This is a genomic window from Pseudomonas sp. IPO3749, from assembly GCF_013386605.1.
Taxonomy (GTDB): domain Bacteria; phylum Pseudomonadota; class Gammaproteobacteria; order Pseudomonadales; family Pseudomonadaceae; genus Aquipseudomonas; species Aquipseudomonas azotoformans_A.
In genome coordinates this window covers 176,575-193,383 of the sequence record NZ_JACARN010000012.1, presented here as the reverse complement: position 1 = coordinate 193,383, position 16,809 = coordinate 176,575, and the positions used below count along the sequence as shown (strand labels likewise).

The 16,809-nt window shown below is 59.6% G+C and carries 23 protein-coding genes; 13 read left to right on the top strand and 10 right to left on the bottom strand.

What is annotated here, in order from left to right; genetic code table 11:
* Positions 1-63 precede the first annotated feature (63 nt).
* From HX812_RS05605 to HX812_RS05585, 5 genes are read left to right on the top strand one after another with little or no spacing between them, the layout of a single operon-like run.
* Positions 64-459: a hypothetical protein gene (locus HX812_RS05605; RefSeq protein WP_038851040.1), complete on the top strand. Its 396-nt coding sequence runs from the start codon at positions 64-66 to the stop codon at positions 457-459.
* The gene (locus HX812_RS05600; RefSeq protein ID WP_038851042.1) at positions 452-1,828 is read left to right on the top strand and encodes an aspartate ammonia-lyase; all 1,377 of its coding nucleotides are present in this window, start codon (positions 452-454) and stop codon (positions 1,826-1,828) included. The genes HX812_RS05605 and HX812_RS05600 overlap by 8 nt, the downstream gene beginning before the upstream one ends.
* A 27-nt stretch (positions 1,829-1,855) precedes the next feature.
* On the top strand, positions 1,856-2,284 hold the full coding sequence (locus HX812_RS05595) for a hypothetical protein (protein ID WP_016976210.1): 429 nt from the start codon (positions 1,856-1,858) through the stop codon (positions 2,282-2,284).
* A gap of 1 nt (position 2,285) precedes the next feature.
* Positions 2,286-2,897 (top strand): superoxide dismutase, encoded by a 612-nt coding sequence (locus tag HX812_RS05590; protein WP_038851043.1) that lies wholly within the window; start codon positions 2,286-2,288, stop codon positions 2,895-2,897.
* A gap of 33 nt (positions 2,898-2,930) precedes the next feature.
* Positions 2,931-3,824: a ZIP family metal transporter gene (locus tag HX812_RS05585; protein WP_016976208.1), complete on the top strand. Its 894-nt coding sequence runs from the start codon at positions 2,931-2,933 to the stop codon at positions 3,822-3,824.
* A gap of 37 nt (positions 3,825-3,861) precedes the next feature.
* Here the strand turns inward: HX812_RS05585 and HX812_RS05580 are convergent, their stop codons facing one another.
* The 10 genes from HX812_RS05580 to HX812_RS05535 all read right to left on the bottom strand — a co-directional run bounded on the left by HX812_RS05580 (position 3,862) and on the right by HX812_RS05535 (position 10,871).
* Positions 3,862-4,134, bottom strand: coding sequence for an HPr family phosphocarrier protein (locus HX812_RS05580; protein WP_016974292.1), 273 nt, complete (start codon positions 4,132-4,134; stop codon positions 3,862-3,864).
* A gap of 16 nt (positions 4,135-4,150) precedes the next feature.
* Positions 4,151-5,008 carry an RNase adapter RapZ gene (gene rapZ / locus HX812_RS05575; protein WP_028618857.1) on the bottom strand — a complete coding sequence of 286 codons (858 nt, stop codon included), beginning with the start codon at positions 5,006-5,008 and terminating at the stop codon, positions 4,151-4,153.
* 2 nt (positions 5,009-5,010) lie between these two features.
* Complete coding sequence (gene ptsN / locus HX812_RS05570; RefSeq protein WP_038851044.1) at positions 5,011-5,475, bottom strand: PTS IIA-like nitrogen regulatory protein PtsN; 465 nt, start codon at positions 5,473-5,475, stop codon at positions 5,011-5,013.
* A gap of 10 nt (positions 5,476-5,485) precedes the next feature.
* Positions 5,486-5,791 (bottom strand): ribosome hibernation-promoting factor, HPF/YfiA family, encoded by a 306-nt coding sequence (gene hpf / locus HX812_RS05565; RefSeq protein ID WP_003171804.1) that lies wholly within the window; start codon positions 5,789-5,791, stop codon positions 5,486-5,488.
* 75 nt (positions 5,792-5,866) lie between these two features.
* Positions 5,867-7,360 carry an RNA polymerase factor sigma-54 gene (locus HX812_RS05560; RefSeq protein ID WP_038851046.1) on the bottom strand — a complete coding sequence of 498 codons (1,494 nt, stop codon included), beginning with the start codon at positions 7,358-7,360 and terminating at the stop codon, positions 5,867-5,869.
* Positions 7,361-7,545: 185 nt separating this feature from the next.
* Positions 7,546-8,271, bottom strand: a complete 726-nt coding sequence (lptB, locus tag HX812_RS05555) for an LPS export ABC transporter ATP-binding protein (RefSeq protein WP_003171806.1) — start codon at positions 8,269-8,271, stop codon at positions 7,546-7,548.
* Entirely contained in the window at positions 8,271-8,804 is a 534-nt protein-coding gene (gene lptA / locus HX812_RS05550; protein ID WP_038851047.1) for a lipopolysaccharide transport periplasmic protein LptA, read from the bottom strand. The genes lptB and lptA overlap by 1 nt, the downstream gene beginning before the upstream one ends.
* Positions 8,791-9,363: an LPS export ABC transporter periplasmic protein LptC gene (gene lptC / locus HX812_RS05545; protein WP_038851048.1), complete on the bottom strand. Its 573-nt coding sequence runs from the start codon at positions 9,361-9,363 to the stop codon at positions 8,791-8,793. The genes lptA and lptC overlap by 14 nt, the downstream gene beginning before the upstream one ends.
* An 8-nt stretch (positions 9,364-9,371) precedes the next feature.
* Complete coding sequence (locus HX812_RS05540) at positions 9,372-9,896, bottom strand: HAD family hydrolase (RefSeq protein ID WP_010213109.1); 525 nt, start codon at positions 9,894-9,896, stop codon at positions 9,372-9,374.
* Positions 9,897-10,871, bottom strand: coding sequence for a KpsF/GutQ family sugar-phosphate isomerase (locus HX812_RS05535; protein WP_033899378.1), 975 nt, complete (start codon positions 10,869-10,871; stop codon positions 9,897-9,899).
* A 297-nt stretch (positions 10,872-11,168) separates the two neighbouring features.
* Between HX812_RS05535 and HX812_RS05530 the strand changes: the two genes are divergently transcribed.
* The 8 genes from HX812_RS05530 (at position 11,169) to hisG (ending at position 16,723) form a co-directional block, all read left to right on the top strand.
* Entirely contained in the window at positions 11,169-11,978 is an 810-nt protein-coding gene (locus tag HX812_RS05530) for an ATP-binding cassette domain-containing protein (protein ID WP_003171811.1), read from the top strand.
* Positions 11,978-12,775, top strand: a complete 798-nt coding sequence (gene mlaE, locus HX812_RS05525; protein WP_028618862.1) for a lipid asymmetry maintenance ABC transporter permease subunit MlaE — start codon at positions 11,978-11,980, stop codon at positions 12,773-12,775. The genes HX812_RS05530 and mlaE overlap by 1 nt, the downstream gene beginning before the upstream one ends.
* Positions 12,775-13,242, top strand: coding sequence for an outer membrane lipid asymmetry maintenance protein MlaD (mlaD, locus tag HX812_RS05520; RefSeq protein ID WP_003171814.1), 468 nt, complete (start codon positions 12,775-12,777; stop codon positions 13,240-13,242). Before mlaE ends, mlaD begins: the two co-directional genes overlap by 1 nt.
* 11 nt (positions 13,243-13,253) lie before the next feature.
* Positions 13,254-13,901 carry a phospholipid-binding protein MlaC gene (locus tag HX812_RS05515; RefSeq protein ID WP_016976201.1) on the top strand — a complete coding sequence of 216 codons (648 nt, stop codon included), beginning with the start codon at positions 13,254-13,256 and terminating at the stop codon, positions 13,899-13,901.
* On the top strand, positions 13,898-14,203 hold the full coding sequence (locus tag HX812_RS05510; RefSeq protein WP_016976200.1) for a lipid asymmetry maintenance protein MlaB: 306 nt from the start codon (positions 13,898-13,900) through the stop codon (positions 14,201-14,203). Before HX812_RS05515 ends, HX812_RS05510 begins: the two co-directional genes overlap by 4 nt.
* A 114-nt stretch (positions 14,204-14,317) precedes the next feature.
* Positions 14,318-14,557 (top strand): BolA family protein, encoded by a 240-nt coding sequence (locus HX812_RS05505; RefSeq protein WP_003188597.1) that lies wholly within the window; start codon positions 14,318-14,320, stop codon positions 14,555-14,557.
* A 23-nt stretch (positions 14,558-14,580) separates the two neighbouring features.
* Positions 14,581-15,846: a UDP-N-acetylglucosamine 1-carboxyvinyltransferase gene (gene murA, locus HX812_RS05500; RefSeq protein ID WP_010213103.1), complete on the top strand. Its 1,266-nt coding sequence runs from the start codon at positions 14,581-14,583 to the stop codon at positions 15,844-15,846.
* Between the two features lie 241 nt (positions 15,847-16,087).
* Positions 16,088-16,723: an ATP phosphoribosyltransferase gene (hisG, locus tag HX812_RS05495; RefSeq protein WP_003188599.1), complete on the top strand. Its 636-nt coding sequence runs from the start codon at positions 16,088-16,090 to the stop codon at positions 16,721-16,723.
* Positions 16,724-16,809: the final 86 nt, after the last annotated feature.

Below are 16,809 nucleotides of genomic sequence, written 5' to 3'. Positions count from 1 at the left end.
CGCTATTGTTTTGATTCTCAATATCATTTAATAATAAATATCATTACCGAATGAGCGTGGATCATGAGTTCTGTCCTGCATGAGGATCCTTATCTGGAAAGCTGGCGCTGGATGAGTCGCCAGATTCGCTGTGGCCTCGATCCCAACGAGCCGCGTCTGATCGAACATTACCTCAATGAAGGTCGATACCTGGCGTGCTGCACCGCCACCCATCCGTGGACGATCGCAGAAACCTCATTCCGCCTGCTGCTCGACACCGCCAGCGACATCGCGCTGCCCTGGCATTGGCGCTCCCTGTGCCTGGACCAGGCCTGGCGCCCTCTGCGCGACCTGGAAAAGCTCTCTCACTGCGCCTGCCGCCTCAAGCGCTGGCAGTCCTTTGCGTGGCGATTGGCGACCTGCGAATTGCTGCCGTCCATTTCTCACTCCGACCTGGTGCAAGGATCTAACGATGAGTAACACCCGTATCGAACGCGACAGCATGGGCGAACTGCAAGTGCCGGCCGAGGCATTGTACGGTGCGCAAACCCAGCGCGCGGTGAACAACTTCCCGATCAGTCACCAACGCATGCCGGCGCAATTCATCCGCGCCCTGATCCTGGCCAAGGCTGCGGCGGCCAAGGTCAACGTCGACCTCAAGCAAATCAGCGAAGGGCAGGGCAAGGCCATCGTCGACGCCGCCCAAGGCTTGTTGGAAGGCGACTTCATGCCGCATTTCCCGGTGGATATCTTCCAGACCGGCTCCGGCACCAGCTCCAACATGAACGCCAACGAAGTGATTGCCACCCTGGCCACCCGCTTGCTCGGCGAATCGGTCAACCCCAACGACCACGTGAACTGCGGCCAGAGCAGCAACGACATCATCCCGACCACGATCCACGTCAGTGCCGCGCTGGTCCTGCATGAGCAAACCCTCCCGGCCCTGCTGCACCTGGTACAGGTCATCGAGCGGAAAGCCGAAGAGGTTCACCCGTTCATCAAGACCGGTCGCACGCACCTGATGGACGCCATGCCTGTGCGCATGAGCCAGGTGCTGAACGGTTGGGCGCAGCAGCTCAAGGCCAATATCGGTCACCTGCAAGACCTTCTGCCGAGCCTGCAGGCACTGGCCCAAGGTGGTACGGCAGTCGGCACCGGGATCAACGCACACCCGGAGTTCGCGGCGCGTTTCAGCCAGCAACTGAGCAGCCTGACCGGCGTGAAATTCACACCCGGTAAGAACCTGTTTGCCCTGATTGGCTCGCAGGACACAGCCGTCGCAGTCTCTGGCCAGTTGAAAGCCACCGCCGTTTCGCTGATGAAAATCGCCAACGACCTGCGCTGGATGAACTCCGGCCCGCTCGCCGGCCTGGGTGAAATCGAGCTGGAAGGCTTGCAGCCGGGCTCTTCGATCATGCCCGGCAAGGTCAACCCGGTGATTCCGGAAGCCACGGCAATGGTTGCCGCTCAGGTCATCGGCAATGACACGGTGATCACCGTCGCCGGTCAGTCAGGCAATTTCGAGCTGAATGTGATGCTGCCGATCATTGCGCAGAACCTGCTCAGCAGCCTCGAACTGCTGGCCAATTCCAGCCGTTTGTTGGCCGACAAAGCCATCGCCAGCTTCAAGGTCAACGAAGCCAAGCTCAAGGAAGCGCTGTCGCGCAACCCGATCCTGGTGACCGCACTCAACCCCATCATCGGTTACCAAAAGGCTGCTGAAATCGCCAAGAAGGCCTATCAACAAGGCCGTCCGGTGATTGACGTCGCCCTTGAACACACGGACTTGCCGCGCAGCCAACTGGAGATCCTGCTGGACCCGGAAAAGCTCACCGCTGGCGGCGTGTAATCACCGACCCTGCTTTGGAGGCTCACCATGGAGCACTGGAAACGCACGATCGAACGGGCCAATCGCTGCTTTATGGCGGGCGAGTTGGTTGACGCTCGCGAGGCCTACTTGCAAGCCCTGGCCCTGGCCCAAGTGTTGTTCGAACGCTGGGCGGATGCCGACGAAGCAGTGGCGGCTTGCGTCATTTCCCATCACAACCTGGCGGACCTGCACCTGCGCCTGAACCAGCCGGAGGAGAGCGCGGAGTACCTGTGCGCTATCCATCAGCGCTTGTTGCAGACCATGCAGGACTCGCGTCTGAGCCCGCAATTGCGCGAAGCGGCGTTGCGTCAGAGCAGCAAGACCTACGTCGAGCTATTGAATTTCATCAGCGATCACGGCGAGTACCCGCGTACCCATCGCCTGTTGGGTGGCGCTGCGGCGCAACCCGCCACTCCTCATTACGGAGCACATTGATATGACTTACACCCTGCCTGCATTGCCTTACGCCTATGACGCCCTGGAACCGCATATTGATGCGCAAACCATGGAAATCCACTACACCAAGCACCACCAGACCTACATCAACAACCTCAACGCTGCCGTCGAGGGCACCGAGTTCGCCGGTTGGCCGGTCGAGAAGCTGGTCTCCAGCGTGCAGCAACTGCCAGAAAAACTGCGCGCAGCCGTGATCAATCAGGGCGGTGGGCATGCCAACCACTCGCTGTTCTGGGCGGTGATGTCGCCCAAAGGCGGTGGCAAGCCCGAAGGCGCACTGGGCAAGGCTGTCGACGAACAACTGGGTGGTTTCGACAGCTTCAAGGAGGCTTTCACCAAGGCCGCATTGACCCGTTTCGGCAGTGGCTGGGCCTGGCTGAGCGTCACCCCGCAAAAGACCCTGGTAGTGGAAAGCAGTGGTAACCAGGACAGCCCGTTGATGAACGGCAACACGCCGATACTCGGTCTGGACGTGTGGGAGCACGCCTACTACCTGCTGTACCAGAACCGCCGTCCGGAATACATCAATGCCTTCTACAGTGTTATCAACTGGCCAGAAGTCGCCGCACGCTATCAGGCCGCCGTGGCCTGATATTCACCTTCATAACAAGATCTAAGGCCGACTATGGGCACTGAAACACTGGCGATCAGCAGCGGGAGAATGTTTCGTTATGCGTTTGGCTCGCTGTTGCTGTTGGCAGGTACTGCATTGCTGGTGGCCCATGGGCTGGCCTGGCTGAACCTGGAACCGCGCATTCTGCGCGCCCTGCAGGGCGGATCCATCTGCGCACTCGGTACGGCGCTCGGTGCGGTGCCGGTGCTGGTCATTCGACGGATGCCGGTGGCGTTGAGCGATACGCTGCTGGGGTTTGGGGCTGGAGTCATGCTGGCGGCGACAGCGTTTTCGCTGATCGTGCCGGGCATTGCCGCAGCTGAAGGTCTGGGGCTTTCGCCCTGGGGCGCGAGTGGTTTGATCAGTTTTGGCATCATGTTGGGTGCTTTCGGGCTGTATCTGGTGGACCGCAAGGTCTCCGGCGCCAGTCCGGAAATGTTGGTGGGCACACCGGAAAAACCGGTGATTCCGCCGCGTATCTGGCTGTTCGTGTTTGCCATCATCGCCCACAACATCCCGGAAGGTATGGCGGTCGGCGTCTCGGCGGGCGGCGGCATGCCGGATGCCGACAGCCTGGCCATGGGCATTGCCTTGCAGGATGTACCCGAAGGGCTGGTGATTGCGTTGGTGTTGGCCGGGGCAGGGATGTCGCGGGTCAAGGCGTTCCTGATCGGCGCAGCATCAGGCCTGGTGGAGCCGGTATTTGCTGTGCTCTGCGCCTGGTTGGTGAGCCTGGCCGAGGTGCTCTTGCCGCTGGGACTGGCCCTGGCAGCCGGCGCGATGCTGTTGGTGGTGACTCACGAAGTGATCCCCGAGTCGCGACGCAATGGTCACGAAAAACTCGCCAGCCTGGGGCTGTGCATCGGGTTCTGCTTGATGATGGTGATGGATACCGCGTTGGGGTGAAGCCGTTGCGGCTTCACGCCTGTCTCAAAGGGTGAGCTTACTCACCCTCATCAAAGAAATTGTTGATCAGCGCTACCAGTGCGGCCATCGCTTCGTCTTCCTGCTCGCCTTCTGTCTTCAAATGAATCTTGGTGCCCTTGCCGGCTGCCAACATCATCATGGCCATGATGCTTTTACCGTCGACCATGGACTCTGGCGTGCGACCGGCGCGGATCTGGCAGGGAAACTGCCCGGCCACGCCGACGAATTTGGCCGAGGCACGGGCGTGCAGGCCCAGTTTGTTGATGATTTCAATTTCCAGAGCGGGCATCGCGAAGGTGTTCCTTTCAGCTAAGGTCGCGGTGGCGGACCTGGACGTTCTTGAGGGTTTGTTGCAACACCTGGCCCAGGCGCTCGGTCAAGTAGACGGAGCGGTGGTGCCCGCCGGTGCAGCCGATGGCAATGGTGACATAGGCGCGGTTGCTTGCGGCAAAACGCGGTAGCCATTTGAGCAGGTAGCTGGAGATGTCCTGGAACATCTCCTCCACATCCGGTTGCGCGGCCAGGTAATCGGCCACGGGCTGATCCAGCCCCGACTGTTCACGCAGTTCCGGCTTCCAGTAAGGGTTGGGCAGGCAACGTACGTCGAACACCAGATCGGCATCCACTGGCATGCCGCGCTTGAACCCAAACGACTCCACCAGGAACGCCGTGCCCGGCTCCGGCTGGTTCAGCAGGCGCAGCTTGATGGCATCGCGCAACTGGTACAGGTTGAGGCTGGTGGTGTTGATCTTGAGGTCGGCGAGGTCAATGATCGGCCCCAGCAGCTTGGTTTCGTCTTCGATGGCTTCGGCCAGGGAGCGGTGAGGGCTGCTGAGGGGGTGACGCCGGCGGGTTTCCGAGAATCGCTTGAGCAGCGTCTCTTCGTCGGCATCCAGGTACAGTACGTCGCAATGAATGTGCTTGGCCCGTACTTCCTCGAGCAATTGCGGGAATCGCTCAAGGTGGCTGGGCAGGTTGCGGGCATCAATCGAAACGGCGACCAGCGGTTGCGCCAGTTCGGTGTGGATCAACGCGCGTTCCGCCAGTTCCGGCAGCAGGCCGGCGGGCAAGTTGTCGATGCAATAGAAACCGTTGTCCTCAAGCACATTGAGGGCGGTACTTTTACCCGAGCCGGAGCGGCCGCTGACGATGATCAAACGCATGATTACTGCCCGCTCTGTTCATCCAGGACAACCTGATACAGCGCCTCGTTGCTGCTGGCGCTGCGCAGTTTGTCGCGCACTTCCTTGCGATCGAGCATGCTGGCGATCTGCCTAAGCAGTTCCAGGTGCGCATCAGTGGCGGCTTGCGGGACCAGCAGAACGAACAGCAGGTCAACCGGGGCGCCGTCGATGGCATCGAAATCGATGGGGGCTTCCAGGTGCAGCAGGGCGCTGACGGGGGTTTCGCAGCCCTTGAGACGGCAGTGAGGAATGGCGATGCCGTTGCCAAAACCGGTGGAACCGAGTTTTTCACGGGCAATCAGCGCGTCGAAGACATCTTGCATCTCCAGATCCGGCACTTCGCGCGCGATCAGGTTGGCAATTTGTTCGAGGGCTTTCTTCTTGCTGCCGCCCGGCACGTTCACGAGGGAACGGCCGGGGGTCAGGATGGTTTCAAGTCGGATCATGGGGGGAGGGTTAACGACCTGTACCTTGCATCAGGTGCAGATTCTTTTCCTTATGCTTTATGAGTTGGCGGTCAAGCTTGTCGTAGAGCGAGTCAATCGCCGCGTACATGTCTTCATGCTCCGCATTGGCGACCAGCTTTGCATTCGGTACGTGCAGGGTGGCCTCGATTTTCTGCTTGAGCTTATCGACCTCCATGATGACCTGCACGTTGGTGATCTTGTCAAAATGCCCCGCCAGCTTGTTCAGCTTGCTTTCGGTGTATTCACGCAGGGGTTTGGTGACTTCCAGCTGGTGTCCACTGATGTTGACTTGCATACAGCTTCTCCTTCGTTGCCAGTGCATAAAGCGGTGGGCAGGAATACCCACCACTGGAACGCTGTGGCCCGCCCGTCACATCAAACGCTTACGCTCGCTGGAAGGCGCGATCCCGAGGGACTCGCGGTACTTGGCGACGGTTCGACGGGCGACCTGAATGCCTTGTGCCTCCAGTAAACCAGCGATCTTACTGTCACTCAATGGCTTTTTCTGATTTTCCGCGGCAACCAGTTTTTTGATGATCGCGCGGATCGCCGTGGACGAGCATTCACCGCCTTCGGAGGTGCTGACGTGGCTGGAGAAAAAGTATTTCAGTTCATAAATACCCCGTGGGGTATGCATGAATTTCTGCGTGGTGACGCGCGAAATCGTCGATTCATGCATGCCCACCGCTTCGGCGATGTCATGCAGCACCAGCGGTTTCATGGCTTCGTCGCCGTATTCCAGGAAGCCGCGCTGGTGCTCGACGATCTGGGTGGCCACTTTCATCAGGGTTTCGTTGCGGCTTTGCAGGCTCTTGATGAACCAGCGCGCTTCCTGCAACTGGTTGCGCATGAAGGTGTTGTCGGCGCTGGTGTCGGCGCGACGCACGAAACCGGCATATTGCGGATTGACCCGCAGGCGTGGCACCGACTCCTGGTTCAGCTCCACCAGCCAGCGCTCGTTGTCCTTGCGCACGATCACGTCAGGCACCACGTATTCGGCTTCGCTGGACTCGATTTGCGAACCCGGGCGCGGGTTGAGGCTCTGTACCAGCTCGATCACCTGGCGCAGGTCGTCTTCCTTGAGCTTCATGCGGCGCATCAACTGGCTGTAGTCGCGGCTGCCCAGCAGGTCAATGTAATCGGTAACCAGGCGCTGGGCCTCGGCCAGCCAAGGTGTCTTGACTGGCAGTTGGCGCAATTGCAGCAGCAGGCATTCGCTCAGGGTACGCGCGCCGATACCGGCGGGTTCGAACTGCTGGATGCGGTGCAGGACGGCTTCAATCTCGTCCAGCTCGATATCCAGTTCCGGGTCGAAGGCTTCGAGAATCTCTTCAAGCGTCTCGTCTAGATAACCCTGGTTGTTGATGCAGTCGATCAGGGTTACGGCGATCAGGCGGTCGGTGTCCGACATCGGCGCCAGGTTCAGTTGCCACAGCAGATGGCTCTGCAGGCTCTCGCCGGCGGAGGTGCGGGTAGTGAAGTCCCACTCGTCATCGTCATTGCTGGGCAGGCTGCTGGCGCTGGTCTGGTAGACGTCTTCCCAGGCCGTGTCGACGGGAAGCTCGTTGGGGATACGTTCGTTCCATTCGCCTTCCTCAAGGTTATCCACCGTAGGGGCGGTTTCCTGATAGGAGGGTTCCTGCACGTCGGAATTGGGTTTTTGCTCGATGTTATCGGCCAGCGGGTCTGCGTTATCGAAGTCGTCGCCTTCTTCCTGGCGTTCGAGCATCGGATTGGACTCCAGGGCCTCCTGGATTTCCTGTTGCAGGTCCAAGGTCGACAATTGGAGCAGGCGGATGGCCTGTTGCAGCTGAGGTGTCATCGTCAGCTGCTGGCCCATTCTCAGGACTAGCGATGGTTTCATGGCAGGGGCTTAACACCTTATTCGCCGGCGCAATGCGCCATCCACGACAGGGCGCGTGAGCGCCAAACATAAGCAAATTATATGCCTGATGTCGGGGGCTTTGCCTAGAGCGCGGTAACAATAAAAATCCGGAGGTTTTCATTGACTCCCGCGCACCTCGGCAAACGGCCGTGACACCACGGTGTTTACAGGCGGAACTCGTGACCCAGGTACACTTCCTTGACCAGTTCGTTGGCCAGGATGGTGGCTGAGTCACCTTCGGCGATCAGTTGACCATCGTTGACGATATACGCGGTTTCGCAGATATCGAGGGTCTCACGGACGTTGTGGTCGGTGATCAATACACCGATGCCCTTGGCCTTGAGGTGATGGATGATCTGCTTGATGTCGCCGACCGAGATCGGGTCGACGCCGGCAAACGGTTCGTCCAGCAGGATGAACTTGGGTGCCGTGGCCAGGGCGCGGGCGATTTCCACACGGCGACGCTCACCACCGGACAGGCTCATGCCGAGGTTGTCGCGGATGTGGTTGATGTGGAATTCCTGCAGCAGGCTTTCCAGCTCCTTGCGACGGCCGTCACGGTCGAGCTCCTTGCGGGTCTCGAGGATCGCCATGATGTTATCGGCGACCGACAGTTTGCGGAAGATCGACGCCTCCTGCGGGAGATAGCCGATACCGGCGCGCGCACGGCCGTGCATCGGCTGGTGGCTCACGTCCAGGTCGTCGATCAGCACGCGACCCTGGTCCGCCTGGACCAGGCCGACGATCATGTAGAAGCAGGTGGTCTTGCCGGCGCCGTTGGGGCCGAGCAAGCCGACGATCTGGCCGCTGTCGATCGACAGGCTGACGTCGCGCACGACCTGACGGCTTTTATAGGCCTTGGCCAGATGCTGGGCTTTCAGGGTTGCCATTACTCGGCCTTCTTCTTCGGCTGGATAACCATGTCGATGCGTGGACGAGGCGCGGTAACTTTGCTGCCATTGGCGCGACCAGCGTTAGCGATCTGTTTCACGGTGTCATAGGTGATTTTTTCACCTTCCGTGGAGTTGCCATCGGGGCTGAGCACCTTGGCCTGGTCAATCAGGACAATGCGGTTCTGCTGGGCGTGGTACTGGATGGTCTTGCCGTAGCCTTTCATCGGGCCGGTATCGGTCGCAGACTGCTTCTGTTCGAAGTAAGCCAGGTTACCCACCGAGGTCACCACGTCAATGTCGCCCGATTGGGTGCGAGTCAGTGTCACCGTGTTGCCGGTGATCTTCATCGAGCCCTGGGTGATGATCACGCCGCCGGTATAGGTGGCGACGCCTTGTTTGTCATCCAGCTGCGCATCGTCAGCCGAAATGTGGATCGGCTGCTGGCTATCGTTCGGCAGAGCCCAGGCGCTCACGCTTCCCAGTGCTGCGCCCAGGCCGAGCAAAATAGGGAGAGTTTTAACGAGCCTCATACTGTCCTCTTACGTTCGATAGCAGGTGTATCCTGCTTTCTTTCAAATACGCTTTCATTCCCTTGCCAGTCGATACACCGCCAGCGCCGTCGATTCTAACGTCTTGCTCGGTCTGCGCATATTGCTTCTGCGGGAATACGGTCATGCGACTGCTGGTAATCACGGTCTCACGGTTTTTATCGTCGGTGCGCGCAACGCGCACCGAGTCGATCAGTTCTACCTCGGTCCCGTCAGGGTTGACCTCGCCACGCTTGCTGGTGACGTGCCATGGGAACTCGGTGCCGCGGTAGATGTTCATGTCGGGGTTGGTCAGCAGGGTGACTTCGGTGGTCTTCAGGTGCTCGACTTTGTCCGAGGTCATCTCGTACTGCACCTTGCCGTCCGGCAGGAACTGCACGCTCTTGGCGTTGATGGCGTAATAATCGATAGCGCCTTCGTCAACCTGCGCAGCAGGCTGGTCGAGAAAGCGCTCCGGGCTGATATTCCAGTAGCCCACCGCCAGGAACAACGCGGCGATGACCCCGAATAGCAGGAAGTTGCGAATCTTTTTGCTCAGCATAAAACGCTCTATAAGTAGGCGGCGTGGGCCGCTTCAAGGCTGCCTTGCGCACGCAGGATCAGCTCGCAGAACTCGCGGGCGGCACCTTCGCCGCCACGGGCGGTGGTAATGCCATGGGCGTGCTCGCGAACAAACGCCGCCGCATTGGCGACGGCCATGCCCAAGCCCACTCGACGGATCACCGGCAGGTCTGGCAGGTCATCGCCCAAGTAGGCGACCTGCTCATAGCTTAGGTTGAGTTGGCCAAGAAGCTCGTCCAGAACCACCAGTTTATCCTCGCGGCCCTGATACAGGTGAGGAATCCCCAGGTTTTGTGCGCGGCGTTCCACAACCGGAGTTTTCCGGCCGCTGATAATTGCCGTTTGCACGCCCGACGCCATCAGCATCTTGATGCCTTGGCCGTCGAGGGTGTTGAACGTCTTGAATTCGCTGCCGTCTTCGAGGAAGTACAGGCGGCCATCAGTCAGCACACCGTCAACGTCGAAAATCGCCAGTTTGATGTTCTTGCCACGTTGCAACAGGTCGCTGGTCATTTACATCACTCCCGCACGCAGCAAGTCGTGCATGTTCAGGGCGCCGATCGGGTGGTCATTGCCATCGACCACCACCAGCGCACCGATCTTGTGGTCTTCCATGATTTTCAAGGCTTCGGCTGCCAGCATCTCGGGGCGGGCGGTCTTGCCGTGAGGGGTCATCACCGCGTCGATAGTTGCGGTGTGGATATCAATGGTGCGGTCCAGGGTGCGACGCAGGTCGCCGTCGGTGAACACGCCGGCCAGGCGGCCGTCGGCTTCCAGGATCACGGTCATGCCCAGGCCCTTGCGGGTCATCTCCATCAACGCGTCCTTCAATAAGGTGCCGCGCTGGACGTGGGGCAATTCATCACCAGAATGCATGACATTTTCCACCTTCAACAACAGGCGACGGCCCAAGGCGCCACCTGGATGGGAAAACGCAAAGTCTTCCGCGGTAAACCCACGGGCTTCCAGCAACGCCACGGCCAGGGCATCGCCCATGACCAGTGCGGCGGTGGTGGAGGAGGTCGGTGCCAGGTTCAGCGGGCAGGCTTCGTGGGCCACGTGAACATTCAGGTTCACTTCGGCGGCCTTGGCCAGCGTCGAATCCGGATTGCCGGTGAGGCTGATCATCTGGATGCCCAGGCGCTTGATCAGCGGCAGCAGGGTCACGATTTCGTTGGTGGTGCCGGAGTTGGACAGCGCCAGGATGATGTCATCCTTGGTGATCATGCCCATGTCGCCGTGGCTGGCTTCTGCCGGGTGCACGAAGAACGCAGTGGTCCCGGTGCTGGCCAGGGTGGCGGCGATCTTGTTGCCGACGTGGCCCGACTTGCCCATGCCGACCACGACAACGCGGCCCTTGCTGGCCAGAATCATCTCGCAGGCGCGTACGAAATCTGCGTCGATATGCGCCAGCAAGCCTTCTACGGCTTCAAGCTCGAGGCGGATGGTGCGTTGTGCGGATTGAATAAGGTCGCTGGATTGGCTCATGTCTGAAATCGTATAGCCTGACGAAAAGTCGGCGATTATAGCGGTAATGATCAATTCCCTCACGCTAGTTCGTCAGGGTTTGTTCGCAATGCGCCTGAGATTCATCCTAAGCAACGATTTTTCCCTGTCCCCAATCTGAACAAGCGCTGTTCCGGCCTTGGGCGCCTTGTACCAGCAGTGATATAGTTCGCCGCCAGTTCGGTCCGCCCAGCCCACGTGCCAACTATTGCACAACGGTTGCAAACGTTTGTCGCAAGTGTGGTGTCTGAGTGAGAGGCTGCATCCCAAGGAGTTTAGATGAGTGCCGATAACGCCTACGCGGTCGAGCTGAAGGGACTGACCTTCAAGCGCGGGACGCGCAGCATCTTCAATAACGTCGATATCCGCATTCCGCGCGGCAAGGTCACGGGCATCATGGGGCCTTCCGGTTGCGGCAAGACCACCCTGTTGCGCCTGATGGGCATGCAATTGCGCCCCAGCGCCGGCGAAGTGTGGGTCAATGGCCAGAACCTGCCGACGCTGTCGCGCAGCGATCTGTTCGATGCGCGCAAGCACATGGGCGTGTTGTTCCAGAGCGGTGCGCTGTTCACCGACCTCGATGTGTTCGAGAACGTGGCCTTTCCGCTGCGGGTGCATACCCAGCTGTCCGATGAAATGATTCGTGACATTGTGTTGCTGAAACTGCAGGCCGTAGGCCTTCGCGGTGCCATCGACCTGATGCCTGACGAGCTTTCCGGCGGCATGAAGCGCCGTGTGGCGCTGGCGCGCGCCATCGCCCTCGACCCGCAGATCCTCATGTATGACGAGCCCTTCGTCGGCCAGGACCCCATTGCCATGGGCGTGCTGGTGCGCTTGATCCGCCTGCTCAATGATGCGCTGGGTATCACCAGCATCGTGGTCTCCCACGACCTTGCAGAAACCGCGAGCATTGCCGATTACCTCTATGTAGTAGGCGATGGCCAGGTGCTGGGGCAGGGCACGCCGGAAGAGCTGATGAACGCCGACAACCCGCGCATTCGCCAATTCATGACCGGCGATCCCGACGGCCCGGTGCCTTTTCACTTTCCGGCAGCGGATTACCGCTCAGATCTTCTGGGGAAGCGCTGATGCGCAAGACATCTCTTATCGAGAAGGTTCGCCTTTTCGGTCGCTCGGGTATCGACATTGTCGAAGTGCTCGGCCGTTCGACGATTTTCCTGTTCCACGCCCTGCTCGGTCGCGGCGGTATTGGCGGCGGCTTCGGCCTGTTGGTCAAGCAACTGCATTCGGTCGGCGTGATGTCCCTGGTGATCATTGTGGTCTCCGGGGTCTTCATCGGCATGGTGCTGGCGTTGCAAGGCTTCAATATTCTTTCCAGCTACGGTTCGGAGCAGGCGGTGGGGCAGATGGTCGCCCTGACGCTGTTGCGTGAGCTGGGGCCGGTGGTAACCGCCTTGCTGTTCGCCGGGCGTGCGGGTTCGGCGCTGACTGCCGAAATCGGCAACATGAAGTCCACCGAACAGCTGTCCAGCCTGGAAATGATCGGCGTGGACCCGCTCAAGTACATTGTTGCCCCGCGCCTGTGGGCCGGCTTCATTTCCCTGCCACTGCTGGCGATGATCTTCAGCGTGGTGGGTATCTGGGGCGGTTCGTGGGTGGCGGTGGACTGGCTGGGCGTCTACGACGGCTCCTACTGGGCCAACATGCAAAACAGCGTGACCTTCAGCGGTGACGTGCTCAACGGCATCATAAAGAGCATCGTCTTCGCCTTCGTCGTCACCTGGATCGCCGTATTCCAAGGCTACGACTGTGAGCCCACTTCAGAAGGGATCAGTCGCGCCACCACCAAGACCGTTGTGTACGCCTCGCTGGCGGTACTGGGCCTTGACTTCATTTTGACCGCCTTGATGTTTGGAGATTTCTGATGCAAAACCGCACTGTGGAAATCGGTGTCGGCCTTTTCTTGCTGGCTGGCATCCTGGCTTTACTGTTGTTGGCCCTGCGAGTCAGTGGTCTGTCGGCCAGCCCCACCGCCGACACTTATAAACTTTACGCCTACTTCGACAATATCGCCGGTTTGACTGTCAGAGCTAAAGTGACCATGGCCGGTGTGACCATCGGCAAGGTCACGGCAATCGATCTGGATCGCGACAGCTTCACCGGGCGAGTGACCATGCAACTGGACAAGAAGGTAGATAATCTGCCGACTGACTCCACTGCATCTATCCTCACTGCGGGTCTGCTGGGCGAAAAATACATCGGTGTCAGCGTGGGTGGGGAAACAGCCCTGCTCAAGGATGGCTCGACAATCCACGACACACAGTCGTCGCTGGTGCTTGAAGACCTGATCGGTAAATTCCTGCTTAATACGGTCAATAAAGACGCCAAATGAGGAATCTGTTCATGATCTCTACCTTGCGACGTGGCCTGCTGGTGTTGTTGGCAGCGCTGCCGCTGATGGCTAACGCTGCAGGTTCTGCCCACGACCTGGTGCAGGACACGACCAGCAAAATGCTGGCTGACCTGACTGCCAATAAAGAACAGTACAAGCAAGATCCGAGCAAGTTCTACGACGCGCTCAACACCATTGTCGGCCCGGTCGTCGATGCCGAGGGCATTTCCCGGAGCATCATGACCGTCAAGTATTCGCGCAAGGCGACCCCGGCGCAGATGCAGACCTTCCAGGAAAACTTCAAGCGTGGCCTCTTCCAGTTCTATGGCAATGCGCTGCTTGAGTACAACAACCAGGGCATTACCGTCGCTCCCGCCGGTGATGAGTCCGGTGATCGCACCAGCGTCAACATGAGCGTCAAGGGCAACAACGGCGCCGTCTACCCGGTGCAGTACACCCTGGAGAAGGTCAACGGCGAGTGGAAGCTGCGTAACGTGATCATCAACGGTATCAACATCGGCAAGCTGTTCCGCGATCAGTTCGCCGACGCCATGCAGCGCAATGGCAACGACCTGGACAAGACCATCAATGGTTGGGCCGGTGAAGTCGCCAAGGCCAAGGAAACGTCCGACAAAGAAGCCGGGAAGCCTGCGCAATGACTGAAGCGGCTGTTCGTCTAGGCAATGCCGGCGAGCTGTTCATCAGCGGCGTGCTGGATTACCGCACCGGGCCTGACCTGCGCAAGCAGGGTCAGGCACTGATCAAGACCAGCTCCGCGCCCGCGTTGGTGCTGGATTGTTCGGCGGTGACCAAGTCCAGCAGCGTCGGTTTGTCCTTGCTGCTGTGCTTCTTGCGCGATGCTGAAGCGGCCAAAAAGCCGGTCAGCATTCGTGCAATGCCCGAAGACATGCGTGAAATCGCCGAAGTTTCCGGGTTGACCGAGCTGCTGGCGCACCCTTAATACACATTATTAAAGAGGCCCCCCGTCAGAGTCCTGCTATGCGGGGTTCGCAGGCGCGGGGCTTTTTTGTATGATGTGCGACCCGCGCGCACTGGGCGCCGATAGAGGTTGAGCATGCAGGCCCTAGAAGTTAAGAGCTTTCTTGAAGGAAAGCTGCCGGAAACGACCGTTGAAGTTGAAGGCGAAGGCTGCAACTTCCAGCTGAACGTGATTAGCGATGAACTGGCGGCACTGAGCCCGGTCAAGCGTCAACAGCAGATCTATGCCCATTTGAACCCGTGGATCACCGATGGCAGCATCCATGCGGTCACTATGAAATTTTTCAGCCGCGCGGCCTGGGCCGAGCGCACCTGAGCCCCCAAGGCGTCGAGATTCTTATGGATAAATTGATTATTACCGGCGGTGCCCGCCTTGATGGCGAGATTCGCATCTCCGGTGCAAAAAACTCCGCCTTGCCGATCCTGGCAGCGACCCTGCTGTGCGATGGCCCGGTCACTGTGGCCAACCTGCCGCACCTGCACGACATCACCACCATGATCGAGCTGTTCGGTCGCATGGGCATTGAGCCGGTGATCGACGAGAAGTTGGCCGTCGAAATCGACCCGCGCACCATCAAGACCCTGATCGCCCCGTACGAACTGGTGAAAACCATGCGTGCGTCGATCCTGGTGCTGGGCCCTATGGTTGCCCGTTTCGGTGAAGCCGAAGTCGCTTTGCCTGGCGGTTGCGCCATCGGCTCGCGTCCGGTGGACCTGCACATCCGTGGCCTCGAAGCCATGGGCGCGGTCATCGACGTCGAAGGCGGCTACATCAAGGCCAAGGCGCCGGAAGGCGGCCTGCGTGGTGCGAACTTCTTCTTTGATACCGTCAGCGTGACCGGTACCGAGAACATCATGATGGCCGCTGCCCTGGCCAAAGGCCGCAGCGTGCTGCAGAACGCTGCGCGCGAGCCGGAAGTGGTCGACCTGGCCAATTTCCTGAACGCCATGGGTGCCAAGGTTTCCGGTGCTGGCACCGACACCATCACCATCGATGGTGTAGAGCGCCTGCACACCGCTACCTATAAGGTGATGCCAGACCGTATCGAGACCGGCACCTACCTGGTTGCCGCCGCCGTGACCGGTGGCCGCGTCAAGGTCAAGGACACCGATCCGACCATCCTGGAAGCGGTCCTGGAAAAACTGCGCGAAGCCGGTGCCGAAATCACCACTGGTGAAGACTGGATCGAGCTGAACATGCACGGCAAGCGTCCTAAGGCCGTCAACGTGCGTACCGCTCCATACCCGGCGTTCCCGACCGACATGCAGGCACAGTTCATCTCGTTGAACGCCATTGCCGAAGGCACCGGCGCCGTGATCGAGACCATCTTCGAAAACCGTTTCATGCACGTGTATGAACTGCACCGCATGGGCGCGAAGATCCAGGTCGAAGGCAACACCGCCATCGTCACCGGCACCGAGAAACTCAAAGGCGCGCCAGTGATGGCCACCGACCTGCGGGCTTCGGCCAGCCTGGTGATTTCGGCGCTGATCGCCGAAGGCGACACCTTGATCGACCGCATCTACCACATAGACCGTGGCTACGAGTGCATCGAAGAAAAACTGCAGATGCTCGGCGCAAAAATCCGCCGCGTACCGGGCTAGTCCCCGGAGTGACCTGTGGCGAGGGAGCTTGCTCCCGCTGGAGTGCGAAGCGCTCCCAAGATTTTTGGGGCCGCTTCGCGACCCAGCGGGACGGTTCGACGTTTCGACAAGCTCCCTCGCCACAGGGCTGTGCTTGCTGTTAGCTGAATTTGTTCCAAATCGAGGCTGTAATGGCCTCGATCTGTGTCCGGCGCCGTTTGCGACCGGGCAGCAATAGCCTGATGAAGGACTGACGTTTCCCATGTTGACCATCGCACTGTCCAAGGGCCGCATCCTTGACGACACTTTGCCGCTTCTGGCTGAAGCGGGCATCGTGCCGACCGAGAATCCGGACAAGAGCCGCAAGCTGATCATCCCCACGACCCAGGACGACGTTCGCCTGTTGATCGTGCGGGCTACCGACGTGCCGACCTACGTTGAACATGGCGCGGCCGACCTCGGTGTCGCCGGTAAGGACGTGCTGATGGAATATGGCGGCCAGGGCTTATACGAGCCGTTGGACCTGCGTATTGCCCTGTGCAAGCTGATGACCGCCGGCCGTGTCGGTGATGTCGAGCCTAAAGGCCGCCTGCGCGTGGCAACCAAGTTCGTCAACGTTGCCAAGCGTTACTACGCCGAACAAGGTCGCCAGGTCGATATCATCAAACTCTACGGTTCGATGGAGCTGGCGCCGCTGATCGGCCTGGCCGACAAAATCATCGACGTGGTCGACACCGGTAACACCCTGCGTGCCAACGGCCTCGAGCCGCAAGACTTCATTGCCGACATCAGCTCCCGCCTGATCGTCAACAAGGCCTCGATGAAGATGCAGCACGCCCGTATCCAGGCGTTGATCGACACCCTGCGCAAGGCAGTGGAGTCGCGACACCGCGGTTGACTTACCCGCGTAGCCGGAAGGCTGCGCCCGTCTATCCGCCTCATAGCCAGAATTCTCAGGTGCCCAAGCGGAAACGACTGCTAGTT